23 protein-coding genes are annotated in these 21,082 nt (G+C 54.3%); 15 read left to right on the top strand and 8 right to left on the bottom strand.

Annotated features, from left to right (window positions below):
* Positions 1-87 precede the first annotated feature (87 nt).
* Positions 88-1,548, top strand: coding sequence for a hypothetical protein (locus AN476_RS20710; protein WP_054463671.1), 1,461 nt, complete (start codon positions 88-90; stop codon positions 1,546-1,548).
* 429 nt (positions 1,549-1,977) lie between these two features.
* Here the strand turns inward: AN476_RS20710 and AN476_RS20705 are convergent, their stop codons facing one another.
* The gene (locus AN476_RS20705; protein WP_054463670.1) at positions 1,978-2,925 is read right to left on the bottom strand and encodes a LysR substrate-binding domain-containing protein; all 948 of its coding nucleotides are present in this window, start codon (positions 2,923-2,925) and stop codon (positions 1,978-1,980) included.
* Between the two features lie 114 nt (positions 2,926-3,039).
* Here AN476_RS20705 and AN476_RS20700 point away from each other — a divergent pair, with 114 nt between their 5' ends.
* From AN476_RS20700 to AN476_RS20690, 3 genes are read left to right on the top strand one after another with little or no spacing between them, the layout of a single operon-like run.
* Positions 3,040-3,876 (top strand): transporter substrate-binding domain-containing protein, encoded by an 837-nt coding sequence (locus tag AN476_RS20700; RefSeq protein ID WP_054463669.1) that lies wholly within the window; start codon positions 3,040-3,042, stop codon positions 3,874-3,876.
* 9 nt (positions 3,877-3,885) lie between these two features.
* Entirely contained in the window at positions 3,886-4,860 is a 975-nt protein-coding gene (locus AN476_RS20695; RefSeq protein WP_054463668.1) for an amino acid ABC transporter permease, read from the top strand.
* Positions 4,861-4,889: 29 nt separating this feature from the next.
* Positions 4,890-5,675, top strand: a complete 786-nt coding sequence (locus AN476_RS20690; RefSeq protein ID WP_083464438.1) for a gamma-glutamyl-gamma-aminobutyrate hydrolase family protein — start codon at positions 4,890-4,892, stop codon at positions 5,673-5,675.
* Positions 5,676-6,290: 615 nt separating this feature from the next.
* On the opposite strand, the gene AN476_RS20685 is transcribed toward AN476_RS20690, so the two are convergent.
* Positions 6,291-7,199: a LysR substrate-binding domain-containing protein gene (locus AN476_RS20685; RefSeq protein WP_054463666.1), complete on the bottom strand. Its 909-nt coding sequence runs from the start codon at positions 7,197-7,199 to the stop codon at positions 6,291-6,293.
* 101 nt (positions 7,200-7,300) lie between these two features.
* Here AN476_RS20685 and AN476_RS20680 point away from each other — a divergent pair, with 101 nt between their 5' ends.
* The 5 genes from AN476_RS20680 to AN476_RS20660 all read left to right on the top strand — a co-directional run bounded on the left by AN476_RS20680 (position 7,301) and on the right by AN476_RS20660 (position 11,998).
* Positions 7,301-8,149, top strand: coding sequence for a MaoC family dehydratase N-terminal domain-containing protein (locus AN476_RS20680; protein WP_054463665.1), 849 nt, complete (start codon positions 7,301-7,303; stop codon positions 8,147-8,149).
* Positions 8,150-8,158: 9 nt separating this feature from the next.
* Positions 8,159-9,310 carry an acyl-CoA dehydrogenase family protein gene (locus AN476_RS20675; protein ID WP_054463664.1) on the top strand — a complete coding sequence of 384 codons (1,152 nt, stop codon included), beginning with the start codon at positions 8,159-8,161 and terminating at the stop codon, positions 9,308-9,310.
* A complete protein-coding gene (locus tag AN476_RS20670) occupies positions 9,310-10,485 on the top strand; it encodes a CaiB/BaiF CoA-transferase family protein (RefSeq protein WP_054463663.1) in 1,176 nt (391 codons plus the stop codon). The genes AN476_RS20675 and AN476_RS20670 overlap by 1 nt, the downstream gene beginning before the upstream one ends.
* Entirely contained in the window at positions 10,485-11,312 is an 828-nt protein-coding gene (locus AN476_RS20665; protein ID WP_054463662.1) for a CoA ester lyase, read from the top strand. The genes AN476_RS20670 and AN476_RS20665 overlap by 1 nt, the downstream gene beginning before the upstream one ends.
* A gap of 140 nt (positions 11,313-11,452) precedes the next feature.
* Entirely contained in the window at positions 11,453-11,998 is a 546-nt protein-coding gene (locus AN476_RS20660; RefSeq protein ID WP_083464437.1) for a YbhB/YbcL family Raf kinase inhibitor-like protein, read from the top strand.
* 509 nt (positions 11,999-12,507) lie between these two features.
* Here AN476_RS20660 and AN476_RS20655 read toward each other — a convergent pair.
* The 4 genes from AN476_RS20655 to AN476_RS20640 all read right to left on the bottom strand — a co-directional run bounded on the left by AN476_RS20655 (position 12,508) and on the right by AN476_RS20640 (position 15,051).
* Positions 12,508-13,236 carry a molybdopterin-dependent oxidoreductase gene (locus AN476_RS20655; protein WP_054463661.1) on the bottom strand — a complete coding sequence of 243 codons (729 nt, stop codon included), beginning with the start codon at positions 13,234-13,236 and terminating at the stop codon, positions 12,508-12,510.
* Positions 13,237-13,253: 17 nt separating this feature from the next.
* Positions 13,254-14,123, bottom strand: coding sequence for an RNA polymerase sigma factor SigJ (gene sigJ, locus AN476_RS20650; RefSeq protein ID WP_253279956.1), 870 nt, complete (start codon positions 14,121-14,123; stop codon positions 13,254-13,256).
* A 2-nt stretch (positions 14,124-14,125) separates the two neighbouring features.
* Complete coding sequence (locus AN476_RS20645) at positions 14,126-14,599, bottom strand: hypothetical protein (RefSeq protein ID WP_083464440.1); 474 nt, start codon at positions 14,597-14,599, stop codon at positions 14,126-14,128.
* 65 nt (positions 14,600-14,664) lie between these two features.
* Positions 14,665-15,051 carry a hypothetical protein gene (locus AN476_RS20640; RefSeq protein WP_253279955.1) on the bottom strand — a complete coding sequence of 129 codons (387 nt, stop codon included), beginning with the start codon at positions 15,049-15,051 and terminating at the stop codon, positions 14,665-14,667.
* 789 nt (positions 15,052-15,840) lie between these two features.
* Here AN476_RS20640 and AN476_RS20630 point away from each other — a divergent pair.
* Genes AN476_RS20630 through AN476_RS20610 form a run of 5 tightly spaced genes read left to right on the top strand, consistent with a single transcriptional unit; the run spans position 15,841 to position 19,250 of the window.
* Positions 15,841-16,272 (top strand): cytochrome c, encoded by a 432-nt coding sequence (locus AN476_RS20630; RefSeq protein WP_054463657.1) that lies wholly within the window; start codon positions 15,841-15,843, stop codon positions 16,270-16,272.
* A gap of 11 nt (positions 16,273-16,283) precedes the next feature.
* Positions 16,284-16,625: a copper resistance CopC family protein gene (locus AN476_RS20625; RefSeq protein WP_054463656.1), complete on the top strand. Its 342-nt coding sequence runs from the start codon at positions 16,284-16,286 to the stop codon at positions 16,623-16,625.
* A 2-nt stretch (positions 16,626-16,627) separates the two neighbouring features.
* Positions 16,628-17,494 (top strand): copper resistance D family protein, encoded by an 867-nt coding sequence (locus tag AN476_RS20620; RefSeq protein WP_054463655.1) that lies wholly within the window; start codon positions 16,628-16,630, stop codon positions 17,492-17,494.
* Between the two features lie 8 nt (positions 17,495-17,502).
* Positions 17,503-18,822 (top strand): multicopper oxidase family protein, encoded by a 1,320-nt coding sequence (locus AN476_RS20615; protein WP_054463654.1) that lies wholly within the window; start codon positions 17,503-17,505, stop codon positions 18,820-18,822.
* Complete coding sequence (locus AN476_RS20610; RefSeq protein ID WP_054463653.1) at positions 18,819-19,250, top strand: c-type cytochrome; 432 nt, start codon at positions 18,819-18,821, stop codon at positions 19,248-19,250. Before AN476_RS20615 ends, AN476_RS20610 begins: the two co-directional genes overlap by 4 nt.
* Before the next feature lie 230 nt (positions 19,251-19,480).
* Here AN476_RS20610 and AN476_RS23650 read toward each other — a convergent pair whose 3' ends face one another.
* On the bottom strand, positions 19,481-19,837 hold the full coding sequence (locus AN476_RS23650) for a cyclic nucleotide-binding domain-containing protein (RefSeq protein WP_054463652.1): 357 nt from the start codon (positions 19,835-19,837) through the stop codon (positions 19,481-19,483).
* Here AN476_RS23650 and AN476_RS20600 point away from each other — a divergent pair.
* Complete coding sequence (locus AN476_RS20600) at positions 19,739-20,440, top strand: hypothetical protein (protein WP_253279954.1); 702 nt, start codon at positions 19,739-19,741, stop codon at positions 20,438-20,440. The two genes, AN476_RS23650 and AN476_RS20600, sit on opposite strands and share 99 nt — an antisense overlap.
* Before the next feature lie 421 nt (positions 20,441-20,861).
* Here AN476_RS20600 and AN476_RS23280 read toward each other — a convergent pair.
* Positions 20,862-21,082 (bottom strand): hypothetical protein (locus AN476_RS23280; protein ID WP_216598408.1); only part of this gene is annotated, 221 nt, incomplete at its 5' end.

Genomic DNA, 21,082 nt, shown 5'->3' with positions numbered 1-21,082 from the left:
ATTGCCAGGTCACCGACTATGGTTAGTGGCGAACTTTGAACAGACACGCTATATCTGCTGCAACGCAATATAGATTGGTAGACCTTGATGGCGAAGAAGATCATTAGCATTGGATTTCAGCTGCCCTCTGGTGAAATCCCTGATTCCGACTTTAGTGACAAGACCTCCTTACTTGACTGGGATATCATCTTGTTTCGCCCAAACATCGAACACTTCATTAGAAACTCCCACAGTTTCACTGGCTATGAATACTACAACGGAAAAATCGCGCTGAACGACACGCAGTCGTTTCGAGCGAAAGAGGCTTGCGAGCATTGGCGGCGTGAGTTGCGTGAAGCCGTTGACAATGGCAAAACAGTGATCGTTCACCTCAATTCCCCAGACGTCGTTTATGCGGCCACAGGCACGAAAGAAACGTCTGGCACTGGCAGGAATCAAAAAGTCACTCGCCACGTTGCAGAGCTATCAAGCTACTCTTCTCTGCCAATTACACTCAAAGCTACTGCAACTCAGGGCAGCGAGATGGCGCTACGTCAAAATTATCGAGATCTGCTTGCACCTTACTGGGGGCGATTTGGTAGCCAATCTAACTACGAGGTAGTTTTCCCAACGGACACAAAGGATTGCTGCATCACTACCAAACATGGCAGTAGACCTGTCGCAATACAAATGGGCAGCAAGTCGTCCAACGGTTCACTTCTGCTTTTGCCAGACCTCGATTTTGAAAGAGACGAATTTTTTGACGAGGTTGATGATGAGTATCAATCTTCTGAAGCAGCAAATCAGTTTTCATCTGCTTATATTGCGGAAATCGTGGGCTTAGAAAAAAGCCTACGTAAAACTTCTGAAAAGACACCAGAACCAGACTGGGCGGGTAGTGAAAGCTATGCCCTATCTGACGAGATTCGTTTGAGAGACGATTTGCTGGTAGCTGAGGCTGAGCTAAAAAAGGCTCAGAAGAACAAGGAACAGTCAGCAACCCTTCTGGCAGAGGCGGGACAACTTCGAGACCTCTTGTTTGAGACGGGTAAACCGCTTGAGGCAGCGATTCTGAAAGCACTTAGGATTCTTGGCTTCGAAGCCAGCAACTTTGAAGATGCAAACTCAGAGTTTGATGCAGTCTTTGAAAGCACCGAAGGACGACTCTTGGGCGAGGCTGAAGGAAGAGACAATAAGCCTATTGCCATTGGCAAACTAAGGCAACTGTCTACGAATATCCACGAAGACTTAGAGCGAGAAGATGTTTTGGTGCCAGCTAAGGGCATACTATTTGGGAACGCTTTCCGCCTGACAAAGCCAAACGAGCGCGACGAGAGCTTCACTGACAAGTGCAAAACATCAGCAGTTTCAATGTCGCTTGGACTTGTTTCCACACCAGAGCTATTTCGAATAGCGCAATACCTATCAAGCTGTGCGGATGGGGAGTTTGCAATAGCATGCCGAAAAGCACTAGTTGAGACTTCTGGCGAAATCGTCTTTCCAAACACGCCAGATGCATACGTGGATTCGAGAAAACCACCGGAAGTTAGGAGAGCAGAGCCTGCGTAGCGAATGTCTGGTCGGAGCGCGACGCCGCAGCACCGAGAGTGCCGTTGGATGGCGGCTCTGGGCCGTCTAGGCTCATTGGCAACACTGGATAGCCATACTTTGCAAAGCCCGCTCTCTGCGCATAGCTGCCTTCGACGCCGAGCGGAGGCGGGCCGCTTGGTCAGTGATCAACTACAGAAGCGCCTGTGGTTGGCTCCCAGCCTAAACACGACCTTCGCATCAGGCGCAGCAATTCATATGCTGTGAATGCGAAGCGGTTGAATGATTTTCCGGTAAGCTACCATTCAGCGGCTGGTTAAGACGCTGGCAAATGCAGCGCCCTAGTCGAACGGTCGCGATGCGCAGAAAACGGGCTTTGCTAATCGTGCCTTTAGCAGCGCGCCAGCCAAGCATCTTGATGTGCGGCCGCAACGAAAGCAGGAATCGATTTCAAGCTTGGCTTAGCAGGGCTTTCAACTCAGCCCCAAACCAGGCGACGAAGCTGGATGCGGGTTGAGTGAAACCGATGGCTTCAGGAGCAACGAACTGAAAGACGCGCTCGCAGGATAAGCGCGACGCATAGGGTTCAATCAACTCCCCTCTTCTAAGCGCATCCATCACATAGATGTCGCGAAGCAAGGCAAAGCCTTGCCCGGAGATTGCGGCCTGTAGGATCATGTCCGCATTGTTGAAGGTCAAGCGCGGACGCGATTCGAAGGGATACCCTGCCAGATAGGTAGCAAAATAGTTGGCCCAATGAACGGTTTCGTCTTCGTGGATGAGTTGCGCCTGTGAAAGCACCCTGGCATCCGAGTTGTCACTTGGCTGCAACTGACCTGTCAAGGAGGCTAGGTAATTCGGTGAACAAACCACCCTCATGTATTCACTGGGTAAGGGAACCAAAGTATTTCCATTAACTTCTGTTTCTTTTGAATTTGGGCATGGAAGCAGGCGCAGCGCGACGTCGATCCGCTCTTCCTCCAGATCCACAAAACGGTTTGCAGCACAGAGTCTGACGTTGATTTCTGGGGAACGCTTCAGAAAAGCAGCGAGTCTTGGCTGCAAAACGATTGAGGCCAAAGATGGGGCAATTCCTATTGAAAGAACCTTTTGATGATACTGACTCCCCACCAAATGACCAATATGTTCCAACTGGTGTGTCACGCTGCGGACCTCTGGGATGATGGCGCGCAGAAACTCTGTTGGCTCCAGATTTCGCCCCTTCGCACGAAATAGCTTTGCGTTCCACCTCTCCTCTAACTTCCTGATATGATATGATACAGTCGGCTGTGACAAATTGAGTTCGCGCGCAGCGGCAGAAACAGAGTTCAGCCGTGATACCGCATCGAGAGATCGTGCCTCCTGCAGTGTTGGGATGAATCTTCGTGAGGCGCTCATGTCTGATCCATAGAGGTTTTCTATAGAACTTTCAACTTTACTGATTTGCGAAATCCCACCCGCTAGGCGAATGATCAGCCAGATTTTTGTTTTCGTCGAGACGGGAGGATAGACATGACAATTTCAAGTAGAGCGGTGATCACAGGCTTCGCTACGGCACTTTCAGTGAGCTTCTATGGATTGGCCGCTCAGGCCGGAGAAACGCTTGATCGTATTCTGAACAATGGCGTGCTGACCGTCGGCACCAATTCAGACTACCGCCCCAATTCTTTTATGAATGACAATAATGAACTCGACGGTTTTGATATCGCGGTCTCCAAAGAAGTTGCAGCACGCCTGGGCGTCGACGTCAAATTCGTAACCCCTGGCTGGGAGGTCATGACCGCAGGACGCTGGGCTGGCCGCTGGGACATGGTTGTTGGCTCGATGACGCCCACTAAGGCCCGCGCCGAGATCCTGGATTTTCCAGCAATCTATTACTTTAGCCCCGCTGCTTTTGCGGTGCATAAGACATCGCCTGCCGAAAAACCGGGGGATCTGGACGGAAAAACCGTGGGCGTGGTCTCTGCCTCAACCTACAACCGGTATCTGGAGCACGATCTGAAGCTCGACGTGGTGGGGATGCCTGCCTTTACCTATGATGTCACCCCCGGTGAGATCCGGGCCTATAGCGATGTGAACGAGTTTGATGACCTCGCCCTTGGCGATGGCGCGCGACTTCATGCAGTATTGCAATCGGTGCCAGTTATTGCCGAGGCGGTCTCCGTTGGCCTTCCGATCAAACAGCTGGGAGAGCCAGTCTTCTTTGAACCACTTGCCCTAGCCACCGACAAGGGGGACGCAGAGCTGAATGCCCGCCTGCATGACATTATCGAAGAGATGCGGAGCGACGGCACATTGGCCAATCTGTCGGTCAAATGGCACGGCACTGACCTCGTCAGCACCAAATAAGGCAAGCCAATGGTCACATTGTTCAAAAGCAGCTTCCAGCATGGGCCGGAGCGTCTGAAACTGGCATCCGGTTTGGCGCTGTCGGTCTTTGCGGCAGCCTTCCTACTGTCGGCCAATCAAGGGGCCTTGGGCGAGATGCTCTTGCCCGCCATGCGCCCTGAGACTCTGGCCGGAAACTGGGGGCGCTTTTCGGCGGCATTGGTGGCCTTTCTCATCGCGGGGGGCGTGGCCTACGCCCTCCTCGGCCTTCAACGCCGCTTGCAAGCCTATCTGATCTGGGCCGTATTAGCGGCAATTGCGCTCGGGTTATTCTATTCCTTTGATCTGAGCTTCGGCTTCATCAGCAAGAAACTGCCCTATCTCTTGTCGCAGGGGGCTGTCACAACGCTCTATGTCTCTGCGATTTCGATCACCCTGGCATTTGTCTTTGCCCTCGCCGGGGCAACGGCAAAACTCTCCGGCATTGGCATTCTTGAAGGCATCGGAGCGTTCTACACCTCTTATTTTCGCGGCACGCCGCTGCTGGTGCAGCTGTTCCTGATTTACCTGGGGCTGCCCCAGATTGGCATAGTCGTAGATCCGGTGCCCGCAGCCATTGCAGCACTTTCGCTGGTCTATGGCGCCTACATGACCGAGATCTTCCGATCTGGAATTCAATCGCTGCCCGAAGGACAGTGGGAGGCTGCCGACGCGCTGGGTTTGCACCGCATGGTGACCTTCCGAAAGGTGATCCTGCCGCAGGCCATGCGCGTGATCATCCCTCCGACAGGCAACCAGTTCATCGCCATGCTCAAGGACAGCTCCCTTGTAAGTGTTGTGGGGGTTTGGGACCTGATGTTCCTGGCCCGTACCGTTGGACGGTCTGACTTCAAAATCCTCGAAATGCTGATCACAGCCTCGATTGTCTACTGGCTGATGTCGATTGTCCTGGAGCTCGTCCAAAAGCGGATTGAGCTGCATTTCTCCAAATCTCTGATCCGCTAACCGTCAGCACAGAAAGAAGTATTGTCAAGATGACTGCGTATACTGACCCTCCGTTGAGAGTAGCTCTGATGGCCAACTCGGGGTTTGACACCGACATTGGCCTGACACGGCAAACCCTAGACGACAAATACCTGACAGCGGTGCTTGAAGGTTGCGGCTCCCTACCGATCATTGTTCCGACACTGTCCGGCAAGATGCAATTGGACGCCTTCCTTGACCTGGTTGATGGTGTCATTCTGACCGGCGATCAATCGAACATCGCCCCCGATGCCTATGGCGTAGTTGGCAACAGTCAGAGCCACGGCCCTTTTGACTCGCAACGAGATGCCACCGCCTTCTATTTGGTAAATGCGGCCCGCAAAAGGAAGCTGCCTTTGCTTGGCATTTGCCGCGGCATGCAGGAGATAAATGTTGCACTTGGAGGCTCCATCCGCACCGGATTTGCCGGAACTGCTGATTATCCAGATCACCCCGAACTGCCCAAGGTAACGGACCCCGACCTTGTCTATCGGGAAGCGCATCCGATCAAGGTCAACCAAAAGACCAAGCTTGGCGAGGCAATTGGCAAGCCCCGTGTACTGGTGAACTCCGTGCATGTTCAGGCTGTTGACAAGCTTGCCGGTGAGTTGGAACCCGTGGCACTATCCGATGATGGGATTGTTGAAGCCTTTGAACTAAGTTCGGAGGAAATGATTATTGGGGTTCAATGGCACCCAGAGTACCGGGCGGCAGAGAGACCACTATCCGCGACTTTGTTCAACTATTTTGCACGGCTCATGAAGGACCGCAAAGAAAGCGCTCCATACGTTTTGTGAGGCTAGTTTTGTTGGGTAGGAGCTCGTCGGTATTCCAACGTTTCGAAGCTGCAATGTCCGGTCTGAATAACCGCATGCATTCAATTTGGGTTTTCCAAAGCTCTCTGATCCTCCTCCAATTCTCATAAAAGTACTGCAAGAACTTCTCAAAAAGTTGAATTTCTATGCGTTGATTTGCCTGTCGCTCTGCGACAATTCATCGATGCGATTGACGGTTTTTGTTTGGTTCGGCCAAACAAATTTTGAACCTAAAGCAGTCGTTCGTACAGCTGAGGCGAAAGCCCGCTTCGTCCCGCATTGTGTGATTTCGCGACCTGCGCGGCGAAGGTCAACTATTGCAAATTCGCACCGAGGACCATGGGTCCACTGCGGGCTGCGAGTGGCCTCGTGTGTTCGCAGCATTCAGACGGCCAGGCAGTGACTGCAGTGGACTCAAACCGGTGATCCGACAACATCAGTCAGGAAGAATTGCGACTTTAAGGCTCTAAGGGCGGCAACGCGAACGAAGCACCAATTCACTGCATCAGATGCTAATGACAGCTTTTGCGTCGACACAGGCTGGAAATCATTAGTTTGCAAAGGCAGAGTTTTTGAAAAGACAAACAAAGGACACCATTACCCATCTACTTTTAGACGCTTGCCTCCGGCGCTTGAATCAACCAACAGGTCAATGAGGCCAAGTGCCGTACGAGGTAAAGTTTCGCGGTCTCTTACCAAGACCGACCTGGTCCGGATTGCCCAATTATCGCACAGGTTGAGCAAGGCGATATCCATCGTCTTCTCATGGCGTTTGGCTGCAGTTTCCGGCACCACCCCGATCCCGACACCCGCTTCGACAAGCCGGCACATGGCTTCGAAACTTCGAACTTGAATGCGCAGGCTGCGATCGTAGCCACTACGCCGAAACTGCCGACGCAGAAAATCCAGCAATGTACTGCCCTCGTGCAAACTTATGTGTTCGAATTCCAGTGTTTTCGCAAATTGCACCTGTTTTCGGAGCGCAAGCGGGTGATCGCTTGGCGTTGCCAATACAAGACGATCCGTCGAAAACGGTATGACCTGCAGCCCTTGGTCCTCAATATCGCCTGAAATGATACCAAGATCCGCCGTGCCATCGACAACAGATCGCACGATTTCATTTGTAAGCCGTTCCTGAAGATCCACCGTCACGCCAGGACGTTCAGATAGGAATTGCGCAAGCAGCTCAGGCAGAAACTCGGTTATGGCGGTTGTGTTTGCGTACAGTCTTATGTGGCCATCCACTGCGTTAGACATCTCATCCTTGAGGAAATCTAACTGCCGCAGCACCAGACGCGCTTGTTTCAGAAACAGCTCTCCGGGCCGGGTCAGTGTGACCCCCTTGTTGCCCCGATTGAAAAGCTGTTGGCCAATTTCCAGTTCCAGCGATTTCATCCGCGCACTGGCAGAAGGCGGCGAAAGATAGGATCTCTCTGCACCACGCGTGAGGTTGCCGCATTCGGCCACGTTCACAAAGAGTCTGAGGTCAACAAATTCAACATTCATCTGCATTCGCCTACCACGAACGCCGCATTACTGAAATGCGAATTTTCAGAATACGACGAATTTGACACAGATGGGCACAGAGATACGAAAGCGAGGCGAAGATGGACATTGCGCAATTGGAAAAGTGGATCGGCAAATCTGAATCCCACGTCGAGCGGATCGCTCCCTTTCCATCAAACGCTCTTGCAGCAACGCTGGATCGCGATGATCCGCATTATACAGACGGAACACCCCTGCCGCCGCTCTGGCACTGGATGCATTTCCTTCAACTCTTCAATCTGTCAGAGGTCGGGTATGATGGCCATGCCGCACTCGGAGGCTTCCTGCCTCCGGTGCCACTGCCGCGGCGCATGTGGGCCGGAAGTCGCCTGAATTTCCTCGCGCCGCTGTCAATCGGCAGTGAGTTAAAAAAGGTTTCAACGATCAAATCTGTAAAAACCAAGGATGGCCGTTCCGGGAAACTGGTTTTTGTCACCGTTGGACATCAAATGTTTGACGGCGACATGCTCGGCATCGATGAAGAACATGACATCGTTTATCGTGAAGAGCCCCGCCCAGACGCGCTCGTACAAACGCCGCCACCTGCGCCTGCGCAATGGGATTTCTCGCGCGATATTGATCCCTCCCCAGTGCTTCTGTTTCGCTATTCCGCGCTGACCTTCAATGGCCATCGCATTCATTATGACCAGCCGTTCTGCGTTGGGTCCGAGGGATATCAGGGCCTTGTTGTGCATGGGCCGCTGCTTGCCACGCTGCTTCTTGATTTGTTGCGTCGCGAAGCTCCCGAAGCAATCGTTCGTAGTTTTGAATTCCGTGCCGTGTCCACGGTTTTCGACAATGAAACATTCTCAGTTCATGGCGCAGCCGAACAAGATGGAAAAACGTTCCAACTTTGGGCGCGGCGCAAAGACGGTACATTGGCAATGAACGCCAAAGCAATCATCGAGTGAGGACAAGCTGTGGATTTTGATCACCAAGATATCCGTGATGCCGTTCAAGCGCTATGCGCAACCTACCCGCCCGAATACCACCGCAAGATTGATGAAAAGCGTGGCTACCCGGAGGAATTTGTCGACGCTTTGACCGAAGCGGGCTGGCTCGCGGCCATGATCCCGGAAGATTACGGCGGCTCGGGGCTTGGCCTCACCGAGGCCAGCATCATCATGGAAGAAATCAACCGGGCGGGTGGCAATTCCGGTGCCTGCCACGGCCAGATGTATAATATGGGCACTTTGCTGCGCCACGGTTCTGAGGAACAGAAGCAACGCTATCTACCCCGTATTTCAAGCGGCGAACTGCGCCTGCAATCCATGGCAGTCACTGAACCCACAACCGGAACTGACACCACCAAGATCAAGACCACAGCGGTGCGCAAAGGGTATCACTATGTGGTTAACGGCCAAAAGGTCTGGATCAGCCGTGTGCAGCATTCCGATCTGATGATCCTGTTGGCTCGGACCACGCCATTGGATCAGGTCAAGAAAAAGTCGCTTGGGATGTCCATTTTCATTGTGGATCTGAAGGATGCCATCGGCAACGGGCTGGAGGTTAAACCCATTCCTAACATGGTCAATCACGAGACCAACGAGCTGTTCTTCGACAATCTTGAAATTCCCACCGAAAATCTGATCGGTGAAGAGGGGATGGGCTTTCACTACATTCTGGATGGCCTCAATGCCGAGCGCACGTTGATTGCGGCGGAGTGTATTGGTGACGGCTATTGGTTCATCGATAAGGTGACCAATTACGTCAAAGAACGCGAAGTCTTTGGACGGCCCATTGGCCAAAACCAAGGCGTCCAGTTCCCGATCGCCGAGGCCAAGATCGAATTGGAGGCCGCGAACCTGATGCGGTTCAAAGCGTGTGCGCTTTTCGACGCGGGCCAAGCATGCGGCACCGAAGCCAATATGGCGAAATATCTTGCCGCCAAGGCCAGTTGGGAGGCGGCGAATGCGTGCCTACAGTTTCATGGCGGATATGGATTCGCTGACGAATACGACGTCGAGCGAAAGTTCCGCGAAACGCGACTTTATCAGGTCGCGCCGATCTCAACCAATCTCATCCTGTCTTATGTCGCTGAGCATGTTCTCGGCCTGCCGAGGTCTTTCTGATGCTGCCACTTAAAGGAATTACTGTTGTTAGCCTTGAACACGCGATTGCAGCGCCTTTTGCCACGCGGCAACTGGCGGACCTGGGGGCGCGGGTTATCAAAATCGAACGTCCCGGTGTTGGGGATTTTGCTCGGGATTATGACAGCCGCGTCAATGGGATGGCGTCGCATTTCGTCTGGACCAACCGTTCCAAGGAAAGCCTGACGCTGGACGTCAAACACGCTGAAGGTGCTACGATCTTGAAAAAGCTGGCAGCAGAGGCCGACGTCGTTGTGCAAAACCTCGCACCCGGGGCCGCCGCGCGGCTTGGCTTGGGGTATGAAGAACTGTCGAAAGAAAACCCCAGTGTTATCGTTTGCAATATTTCCGGATATGGAACGGGCGGCCCTGATGAGAAACGCAAAGCCTATGACCTTCTGATACAGTCAGAAGCGGGTTTTCTTACAACGACGGGCACCCCGGACAGCCCAAGCAAAGCAGGGATCTCGATCGCAGACATTGCTGCGGGAATGTATGCCTATACCAATATTCTTGCGGCCCTTATGCAACGCGGACAAACAGGCAAAGGCTGTCAGGTCGACCTGTCGATGCTTGATTCGATGACCGAGTGGATGGGTTACCCGCTCTACTATTCCTACGAAGGTGCCGAGCCACCGGTACGTGCTGGTGCCAGCCATGCAACGATCTTTCCCTATGGGCCATTTACCGTTGGTGACGGGCGCACGGTTATTCTTGGTCTGCAAAACGAACGCGAATGGAAAGCGTTTTGCGATGTTGTGCTTGAAGAGCCACAGCTGACCGCCGACCCGCAGTTTTCGTCAAACAGCCTGCGTGCCAAGAACAAAGTGGTGCTGACGGAGATTATCACCGGTAGTTTTTCAGATTTGACCACCGAGAATGTCATCGCGCGGCTGGATCGCGCGGGCATCGCCAATGCGAATATGAATGAGATGGCAGACGTCTGGAACCACGTCCAGTTCGAAGCCCGCAATCGTTGGCGCGAAATTGACACTCCAGCCGGGCGTGTTCCGGCACTTCTGCCTCCGGGGGGAATTGGGACCGAACCACGCATGGATGCTGTGCCCGCGCTGGGAGAGCACTCGTCCGCGCTACTGGCCGAGATCGGATACTCCAAAGAAGACATTGCTAAACTACTTGAAGAAAAGGTCATCTGATGACTGATCTAACATCTGCCCGCAGTTTTCTATTTGTTCCCGGCGACCGCCCTGAGCGTTTTGGAAAAGCGGCAGCATCCGGTGCGCATGCAATTATCATTGATCTTGAAGATGCAGTTGCGCCCGAGGCCAAGATGAAGGCGCGCCATCACGCCAAAAAATTCCTTGATCAAGTGACGGTTGAGAAAGTTCTTGTGCGGATTAATGGCATTGAGAGCACATTTTTCGAAGCGGATTTAGCCTTAGCCAACCATCCAAGCTTGTCTGGCGTAATACTCCCCAAGGCGGATGCGGAGAGTTGTTCAAAAGTTGTCCAGAAACTGGAAAACCCAGTCTGGCCCCTGATCGAAACCGTGCGAGGCCTTGTTGATCTTAGAGAAATCGTGAGCCTATCGGACCTTGGCCGACTTCTTTTGGGAACGATTGACCTATCTCTGGATCTTGGTCTGGAAATGGACCATCCCGGCGGGCAAACGGCCTTGGACGCAGCGCGTTTTATGTTGGTGACAAACTCACGTCTGGGCGATCTGCCACCACCAATCGATGGCGTGTTCACAAATTTGGACGACACGACCGGACTTCAAAACGCAACAGAGCACGCATGTGCATCAGGCATGGGGGGCATGATGTGCATACACCCGCGCCAAACATCAGTTGTCCATGCTGCGTTTGCCCCAAGTGAGGCGGAAGTGGAGTGGGCGCAGGCCGTTGTCTTGGCTTCCGAAGAGCAGAAGGGAAGCTTCCTGTTTCGCGGAAAAATGGTGGATAAACCTGTGCTGGATCGGGCTCAGGGCACCCTTGTCGCCCTTCAAGGTCACCGACCATGAGCGACCTCAAACTCAATCGCCTGCCAGAAGTCCGGGTCATGACCTACCCGCCGAGCACAAGACCTGACGCGTGAAACGCGTCTTTTCTTGCCACTCAAATGGCCAATCCGGCCGATCAACACTTCTAACGGAGATCAAATATGAAGTTCCTAGTAACAGCAGGCCTTTGTGCCACACTTTCAACATCTGCATTGGCCGAAGGTGGGTTCGTTCTGACGAGTCCCGACATTGCCGAGGGGCAGGAGTTGGACAATCAATTCATCCTGAATGGGTTCGGGTGTGAAGGAGGCAACGTTTCTCCTGCTCTCGAGTGGAGCGGTGTTCCAGAAGGCACCAAGAGTCTGGCGTTAACGGTTTATGACCCAGACGCGCCAACAGGATCTGGTTGGTGGCATTGGGTGGCTTTTAATATCCCTGCCAATATAAACTCGCTGGCCCAAGGTGCCGGTTCCGCAGATGGTGACATGCCCGAAAGCACGATTCAAATCTCCACAGATTTTGGTGTGCCCGGTTATGGCGGTGCGTGCCCCCCGGCTGGAGAAGTTCACCGCTACCAGTTCAAGGTGCATGCATTGGGCGTCAAGACGCTCGGCCTAGATGAAAACGCCAGTGCTGCGCTTGTTGGCTTCATGACAGGTGCCAACACCATCGCGACGGCGGAGCTAACCGCAGTCTATACGCGCTAATTTTTACGTGCCTAAGCAAAGGCGGGATGAAAAGGTTTCATTGTCGAATCCGCGCCCGCCATTGAGCTGCCGTCCGCAACACATTGAATCAAGCATTCCGAAGCGGTCGTTCATACTCAGTGCGGTATCAGACAAATTGGGCTCCAAGCCCGAATTCGCCGCGCAGAGCACGAAGGTCCGCTGTCGGGAAGTGGGCCACACTTTGCAAAGCTCGCTTACTGCGCATAGCCGACGTAGCAGGGGCTACGCGGCTGGCGCCGATCCGTCCAGGTTGCGGATGACTGCTGTCAGCCCAAAGTGACCGATGTGAAGCGAGGTTGGCTCTCGTTGCCGCACATGCACATATCGCGCCTCGACTTCCCAGAACCGGACATTCAAGCGGTCAAACGCGGCTTCTTGCTCTCAATGTCGGCAATGAGACCGAAGTGCTGAGTGCCAATAAAAACTACGCCCCCAGCTGGACCCTGTGTAAGTAAAAGTAGCAATGGTCTGGAGAACACGACTACGGTTCACCTGTTTTTTCCAGAGTGAAGCTCAGCCGCATTCGCAAACAACTTGGCGGTCGGCTTGATCAACGGCCTATAGGAGTAGCGCAAGAACCAACCCGGGAAGAACTGTCCCCGTTCTTCAAAAGAAACCCGCGCGCGGGGGTGCTCCATAAAGCGGAACCCAGAAGGCCTGTAGCCGGGGTTCTCAACATGTAGGGACATCCGGTTCAAATACTTGATACTCTTGTATCCATAGTGATCCGGCGCAACCAGTCGTAAGGGCGCACCATGCGCCATTGTAAGGCGTTCATCGTTCATTCTGGTGGCTAAGATCACATTGCTTTTCAGTAGATCGTCCAGTGGCAGGCTGGTTTTGGCCCCGTCTTGTCCCCGAAGGATGACAAACCGCGCCTGTTTGTCTGGCATCCCAAGCGGCTGAACGAGATGTTCAAAAACGTCTTTGAATAGAACGCCTTCCCATTTCAAGTTCAGGGAGCTCCATGTTGTAACGCAATGAAAATCGGCAACAACTTGTGTCTGGGGCAGTTCTGACAATTCGGTCCCAATGGTGATTTTTTGCCTTACATCCCCTGAAACCTGAAGCTCCGGACCCTGCGTTTGGGCAGGAAACCGGTCAGCAAATTGGGACAGGCCAAATCTTGGCATGTCTCCGATGTCAAATTGTCCTTTGGGCAGCATAGTCATCGCCTTCATATCTGTGAAATCCATCGATTTGAGTGTTTTTAACATTTGTTTTGATGGGGCTCCTACGGGGCTCCCTGTCCCAGTTTGTCAGGGTTTCTCATGATATAGAGCCATGCAATTTTGCCGTTTTGGTCCGGGGCAAGCGTAGTGATGGAATCCAAAACGCCGAACTGTCTGCGCAGGAAAGCGGGCTTGGCATTCACCATAGACAACTGGGTCGTCCACCCCTGTTCTGCCTTCGCCTTTTCATACAGCGCACGGAATACCTGTATGATTTCGCTGCCACCCACCAATGGGCGCCGCGCAGCTCTTCTCTTGGCCCCACCATCTGACAGCGCAACAGAATTGGGGGTAAGAAGCGACAGCGCCTGATCAAAGTCTTCCGACATAACCGCCATAAAAAAGCGCTGGCTCAAATCGGCAACATCCTCTGGCGTGGCATCGAACCGGGGGCCAGAGTTTTGTAGTTTCTTCTGGGACCTGCTGACCAGCTGGCGACAGGCGGCCTCGCTTGTGCCAAGCGTGTTCGCAATTTCAGAGTAACTGGCATCAAAGGCCTCTCTGAGAATGAAGGCTGCGCGCTCGCGCTCGGTAAGGCGCTCCATGGCCCAGAGCAAGGCCAGTTCACATTCCTGCGCCAGTTCAAACTGATGGTTTGGCTCCTGAACCTCCATTTGAATAAGAGGTTCAGGAAGCCAGGGGCCCACATAGACCTCGCGCTTGCGATGCGCAGACCGCAATGTGTCGATGGCTATATTTGTCGCGACGCGACGCAGCCAGGCTGAGGGGTTTTCAATTTGGCTGGTATCTGCTGCCGCCCATTTCAGCCAGGTGTCCTGCACGGCGTCCTCCGCGCCTGCGCGCTCGCCAATCATACGATAGCACAGGGAAATCAGTTTTGAGCGCTCGAATTCAAATATGTCTGTGGCCATGTTCATGTCTGCTGCCGGACCTGTATTGTCGTGCTGTCAATCTGAACACTTTGGCAGGTTTGCCCATGCCCCAGTCCGCGTTTCAATACCGGATAAATGCGCCCACTAGAGGCTGCGAATGAAGCTGCAATCAGAGCGGTTGCACCAAAACGTGTTTCAATCGCGTCCCGCAGATCGGCCAGGTCAGGCGTATCGGCGATGGCGGCCTGCGCAAACCTATACCCAAGGCCTACGTCACCTGCCCCATGGGCGTTCCCTTCAAGGCACAGGGCAACCTGCTTTGCCGGGACATGCGCTTCAAGCGCCATATCAACGATCAACTGCACGCATGGTCCACAGTCCCCTTCTTGCGTCGATCCAAGCATCGCCCCGGCCCAGACGTCACGGGCCTGTTTTGGGCCGCGAAACTGACTGTAGAGCGACAGGGTGGATAGTCGCAGACCCGCTGCCGTAGAGGTGTCAACAATATGCGACATGAAACCCGTATCATAGTTGTAGCGTTGCGCGAACCGCTGGGCGCCTATTTTTAACAACGCGCGTATCATGCTGTTACCCTCTCAGTTGGAACGCTGATGGCCGCCCACATCGCCAGAAAGGCAGGTAGCTGAATGCCGGTCAGATTTGTTAGGGCGACGACGTCCATGGGGCTGCCGCGATGTATCCAGATCCAGATGTGAAAGACTGCATGAAACACAAGCCATAACGCGCCACATAGGCCTGCTGACCTGTCATGTTTTACACCCGCCCAAACCAGCGCCGCACCACTGGCCAGGTAGGCAAGCGCGACGTCCTTGGCAAAGTGAAAATTGAGAGGACCGGTCAGTGATACACCGGGTATGCTGTCGTACCAGTGATTTGTGGCGGTCCAAATGTAGGCAGCTGTAACAAGGGAAAGCCCTCCAACAGCTATCAAAACGGTTTTTCGCATATCATCTCCGACTGTAAGTGTTCAGGGATATGACGATCTGCAAGCCGAGTTTGTGACGAACTCGGGCAAAAAACAAACCTTGGCGTACTTACATGGAACTGTCACTTCGTTCGCTCAGCCGACCTTGACCTCCTGCCTCAGTACCGATTTGGTGAGCTAGTGCAGAGAACGGCGGCTTCGAGCCCAGAGTCCCTGATGCTGCACTCACTTGAAGTAGGTAATATCGGCAGGTAACTGCCGTCCGCATCTATTTCGTGCACTTCCAATTCCGACCGAAGAAGCTTGCATTGTCTTGTGAAGAAACGTGCAATATGTTTGTGCCGTGAGATTTTGTCGACACATAACATCAGCACTTCTCGTTGCACTTCTGGTCCTCATGACCGGGCTTGGCAGTGCTGCGCATGCTTTGTCGAAAAACTGCGCTGGCGGACACTGCGACGACCATGCGTCCATGTCGGTCGATATGCACCACGCTGACCACGCCTCGGTTGAACCGACCGGAAGCGTTCCCCAAGGGACAGACGGCGTGGCACACGAAGGATGCAATCCGTTCCTGTGTCATGTTCTGGCGCTTTCCTCACAGTATTCGGAAGCAACTTTTGACCAGTCCGAGACTGTGTTGGGATGGCAGGTCGGACACCTTTCGACGCTGGAAGAGCCGGACAACCCGGACAGACCACCTAACTTTTGAATCAGGATTTCATCGCTGTTTGCGTAAGTAATCAGCGTTTCTGAAAGGTCGCGGGAATACTGCGGCCAACCCCTGTTTCACAAGGTTAGGACCAACCCATGAACCGAAAATACTTCGTGATCGGCGCGTGCGCCGTGGCTGCCATTGCTGCTTACGCTCTTCTTCGACCCGGTCCCGCAGAGGAAGCCGCGCAAGCGGCACCTGTTGAGGGCAATGCCATGGTCGCAATCCAGATGCCGCCCATCGACGACAATGCGGCTATTGGCCAACGCATATTCGAGAACACCTGTGCATTGTGTCACGGCACCAATGCCGTTGGTAACGAAGGTTCAGGCCCGCCATTGATCCATGTTATCTATGAGCCCAGCCACCATGCCGACGAGGCTTTTCAGCGCGCAGTCGCGATGGGTGTCAGAAGCCACCACTGGCGGTTCGGCGACATGCCACCGGTCGTAGGTCTGACACGAGGCGATGTCACCATGGTCATCGCCTATATCCGCGAAATTCAGCGCGCCAACGGAATAAACTAAAGGATACCCCGATGAAAATTCTTACCATGTTTGCCCTGATGACCGCGCTTGCCACCGGCGCATTTGCGCATTCCAGTGTGGACAACACGACGCCGGAAAACGGCGCGACGATTGCGGAAGTTCCGTCCGAGATCAGCTTCAACTTCGGCAACGATATTCGGCTGACACGGGTGGAAATGATCCATCAGGATCATCCGTCAGTAAGACTCGATCTGGGAGACCAGACGCGTTTTGACCGCGTGTTCACGCTTCCTCTTCAAGGCATGGGTGAAGGCACCTACCGCATCGAATGGCGGGGCTTGGGCATGGACGGGCACGCCATGCAGGGCGAATTCTCGTTCACGGTGGAATGAACATGCCAGACATCTGGGAAATTGCCGCGATCCTCGCGAAGCTGATGCTCTATATCGGCATCACGGGGTCCACTGGGCTTGTGATCATTCGAACCGCTTTTCCCAAATCGGTGAGGCCGCTAAACAACCGGATCAAGATGCAGGCCGCATTCTTGGCTGGGCTTGCGCTTGTCGCAGCTGTGATAGGGTTCATGTTGAGAGGGGCCGCTCTGACGGGCGGCGCGGATGGCATGACCGATCCGGAAATGCTTGACCTGCTTTGGCAAACACCGGTTGGCGGTGCTTTAACTTTCCGCCTCGCTGGCGCGGCTCTGATTATGGCGGGGCTGTTCGTTCCCCGCGTCGGTCACTGGATTTCACTTGCTGGCGGAGTTCTGGCTATGTGGTCCTTTGCTCAGATTGGGCATGTGCCCGGATTGGAGCAATACGGCGTCCGAGTTCTGCTCCTGTTGCACCTATTAGGGATCGCCTTCTGGATCGGCATTCTTGGTCCTTTACGGGCCCTGTCACGAGGGCCAGAGCATTTGGAAAGCGCGGCGCATTTGGGCCATCAGTTCGGGCAAGCCGCCTCGGTAATTGTCCCGGTGTTGATCCTGGCTGGGCTTCTAATGGCTTGGCTGTTGCTGGGCGATTTAACGGCGCTTGCGACAACGGGATACGGTCAAACCCTTTTAGCAAAACTGGTGCTTGTGGGAGTGGTTTTGACTCTGGCTGCCGCGAACAAGCTACGCTTTGTCCCAGCCGTGCAGGCCGGGGACGCCCAAGCTGGACGGCGTCTGGCGCGCTCCATTGAAATTGAAACTGCGGTCATACTGGTGGTGCTTGCTGCAACCGCGACGCTCACCAGTGTTTTGACCCTTCCGAATTGAGGTAACCTATGAACAGACGAGAATTCCTGATCACAACAAGCGCGGCGGCGATAGTTCCGCGTATCACGCTCGCTGCAACACGGGCAGAATTGATTGCACAGCCGATCAGCGCGCAAATCCTACCGGAAGGCGAACCGGCGACACCCATGCTGGGGTTCAACGGCAGCACGCCGGGACCGGTAGTACGCGCCCGTCAGGGCGAGGTCTTCGATGTGCGGTTCCTGAACCAAATCGGCGAAGGATCGGCCGTGCATTGGCACGGATTGCGGTCTGACAACGCAATGGACGGTGTGCCGGGGCTGACACAAGACGTAGTTGAAGCGGGTTCTGAGTTTGCCTACCGCTTTCGCGCGCCGGATGCGGGCACCTTTTGGTACCACTCGCACAACCGGTCTTGGGAACAGGTTGCGAAAGGGCTCTATGGCCCCCTGATCGTAGATGAACCAACGCCGCCGGATGTGGACCATGATCTGATTGTCATGATTGACGATTGGCGGATGACCGAAGCGGGCACACTCGCCGAAGGTTTTGAGAACATGCACGATCAGGCGCATCAGGGGCGGCTTGGCAACTTTGCACGTGCCCTTGTCGAACCACAGGTGACAGTCCGGCGCGGAGATCGTGTCAGGCTACGTCTGATCAATGTGGCGACTGACAGGATATTTCCAGTCGAGATTGAAGGGATTGACGGTAAGATCGTCGCCTTAGACGGCATGCCACTATCAGACCCACACGAGCTATCCGACTTCATTCTGGCCCCGGCACAGCGTGTGGATATAATTGCCGATGTTGCGACATCCGACCAAGTCGCCTTCGTCTTTCCGACACGGGATGGCCCGTATCTGCTGGGTGAAGTCCCTGTTGCGGGCGAAAACACCGAGCGGCAACCATCGGTGGTACGCGCGCTTCCTGCAAACGAGACAGCGCAACCTGACATGGGCAACGCCATTCCCCTGACCCTAACCATGCAAGGCGGGGCCATGAGCCGCCGTATGATGCAAGGGATGGCAGGAGGGGGTATCTGGGCATTTAACGGCCAATCTGGGCTGACGGACACCCCGTTTCACCTGTTTGAACGTGGGCAAACCGCGCGCATACGTTTGGTGAACGACACAAGCTTCGCGCATGGAATTCATCTTCACGGACATCACTTTTTTGAAGTTGAAGCGGACGGCGATCTGGGCGCTTTGCGGGATACGACACTGGTGGATGCGGGGGAGACCCGCGACATCGTCTGTGTGTTCGATAACCCCGGAAGATGGCTGCTACATTGCCACATGCTCGGGCATCAGGCCGCAGGTATGAAAACATGGGTGGAGGTCGTATGAAACGCGTTTTGATCATCGCTGCTTGCTGCATCGGGACCGGTGCAATCGCCGGTCACGAATTGGATGATCGGGATTTGGCCAATGGCCAAACCCTCTACACCGAACAATGCGCCTCCTGTCATGGGGCCAACCTCGAAGGGCAGCCGGATTGGCGCGTAGCCGATGAAGACGGTGTCCTGCCCGCCCCACCGCATGACGAAACTGGCCACACATGGCATCACGACAATCAGCTATTGTTCGAATACACCCGGCTCGGCGGGGAAGAAGCACTTGCGGCACGAGGTGTCACGGGCTTTCAAAGCGGAATGCCGGGTTTCGGAGACGCGCTGACCGACAGCGACATTTGGGACATATTGGCGTACATCCGGTCAACTTGGCCGGAGCGCGTTCAGAAAATCCAAGCGGGGCGTAACCCTCCACACGACTAAGGAAGGCGCTCTTCACTGCGTGGCGTGGGTGCGTATCGCCCGCGCCCGGTTTTCAACAGCAAACCCTGATCGGACAAATCCCGCAGCGCCCGATAGCAAGCTTCTTTGGTGAGACCGATCTGGTTTGCAAACTGCGTGACCGAACCTGTCAGCTTGCCCAATGCAACCGCCTGCAACACCCGGTCGTTCGCGGACTTCGAGGCATGCAGCGTTAATAGCTGGCGATAATCCTAAACCTGAACCGCCAACCGTCTGGTTATCGCCTCTGAGAAAGCGGCGTCGCGGCGCTGGCGTTTCAGGATTGCCTGTTTTGAAATTCGAATGACTTCCGCTGGAGACAGGCAAATCGCATCGCAATGATAAAAGTCCGAATACAAGGACGCCTCTGCAAACATGTCACCTGCTTGCGAATTGTGGACCATCACAGCATTCCCGGATTCCGTGACACGCGTCAGGCAGACGATGCCTGATACAACAAAAAATACGCCATGCGTCGCGTCTCCTTGGCGAAAGGCATGATCGCCCTTGGGGTAAGTCAGGCGGGACCACGACTGATCCTCCAAAGTATCGAATGGCGCAGGCAACATGTGATTTCAATCATATTTGGTTTTCATGTTGTGATGTACCAAGGCGGCAAATCCAAAGGCACGAGCGGAACCATCATGATCAGATTTGCACTTCCCGCCATCTTGGCGCTATTGGCCTTCCCCGCCAGCGCTCAGCATGCACACCCCGGCTCAGCGGGGCCGACGGAAACGGGCCAGTCTGCGTTCGCAGCTATTTCAGAAATCGTGCAAATCCTGTCAGATGATCCACATACCGACTGGGCTAAGGTCAACATTCAGGCACTGCGAGATCATCTGGTGGACATGGATTTGGTCACGACCCAAGCGAAGGTCGCCACCCGAACAGAGGACCGGGTGGTTGAATTTGTCGTCATGGGCCAAGGCGACGTTGTCAATGCCGTGCGACGTATGACACTGGCTCATTCGCCTATGTTGGAAATGGCAGCCGGTTGGAGTGTTGCCGCCGAACCGTCGGACGGCGGCGCGACGATGCGCGTCGAAGCCGGAACCGATCAGGAACTTGCGCGTGTCCTTGGTCTCGGGTTCTTCGGCGTCATGACCATTGGCGCGCATCATCAGGCACACCACATGCAAATGGCGTTGGGTGAGGCCCCCCATCATTGACGTTATGCACGGATTACCGCCATTGGAACAAGCGCAGCGAAAGCACACTTTGTCCGCAGTCCTGCCGTCCAAGCCTAGAAAATCGCTGCACCTCGCATCAACAACCGCTTTTCACGCGGCACCGCAGCGGGCGAGGTCTGTGTCCCCAGGCCGAAAGGCGGACTTTGCAAAGGTTCCTCTCTGCGCATAGCTGTCGCTGGTGTTGACTGTAGCAGTGGCAATCCAATGCCAGGGTGGACCGCATTCGGGCAACTGACTCTCAAACCTCGCAATTGCGGCATGGATGGCTTGGCACTCAGTGTGGTGACCTCTTTGGGTTGCGAACAGTCGTTGCAATCAGCCTCACAGCCGTTCTCGAATTTTCGCAGGGTCGTCAACTGGGCCTTGTTCGTGTTGTTATCGATCGAGTTTGCCGGTGTTCCTAACCGCCTTTTGGCCCGAAGCAGTAGCTCGTTTCTTGGTGATCTAATGTGTTGCAGGACTTGATTGGAAGAGGATCGACAATGTTTCGCAATCCATCAACTTTTTGATCAACGGCGCACCCCAAAAATTCATCCATTGTATTGATTTTAATTGATTTATCGCGGCTCCTTAATCCTACCGCCCCAGCCAGTACTTTCCAGACATAGACGTAAGAGCGAT

The organism is Phaeobacter sp. 11ANDIMAR09 (genome assembly GCF_001294455.1).
GTDB lineage: Bacteria > Pseudomonadota > Alphaproteobacteria > Rhodobacterales > Rhodobacteraceae > Pseudophaeobacter.
Note: the sequence above shows the minus strand (reverse complement) of the source record. Positions and strands in the feature narration are given on the sequence as shown.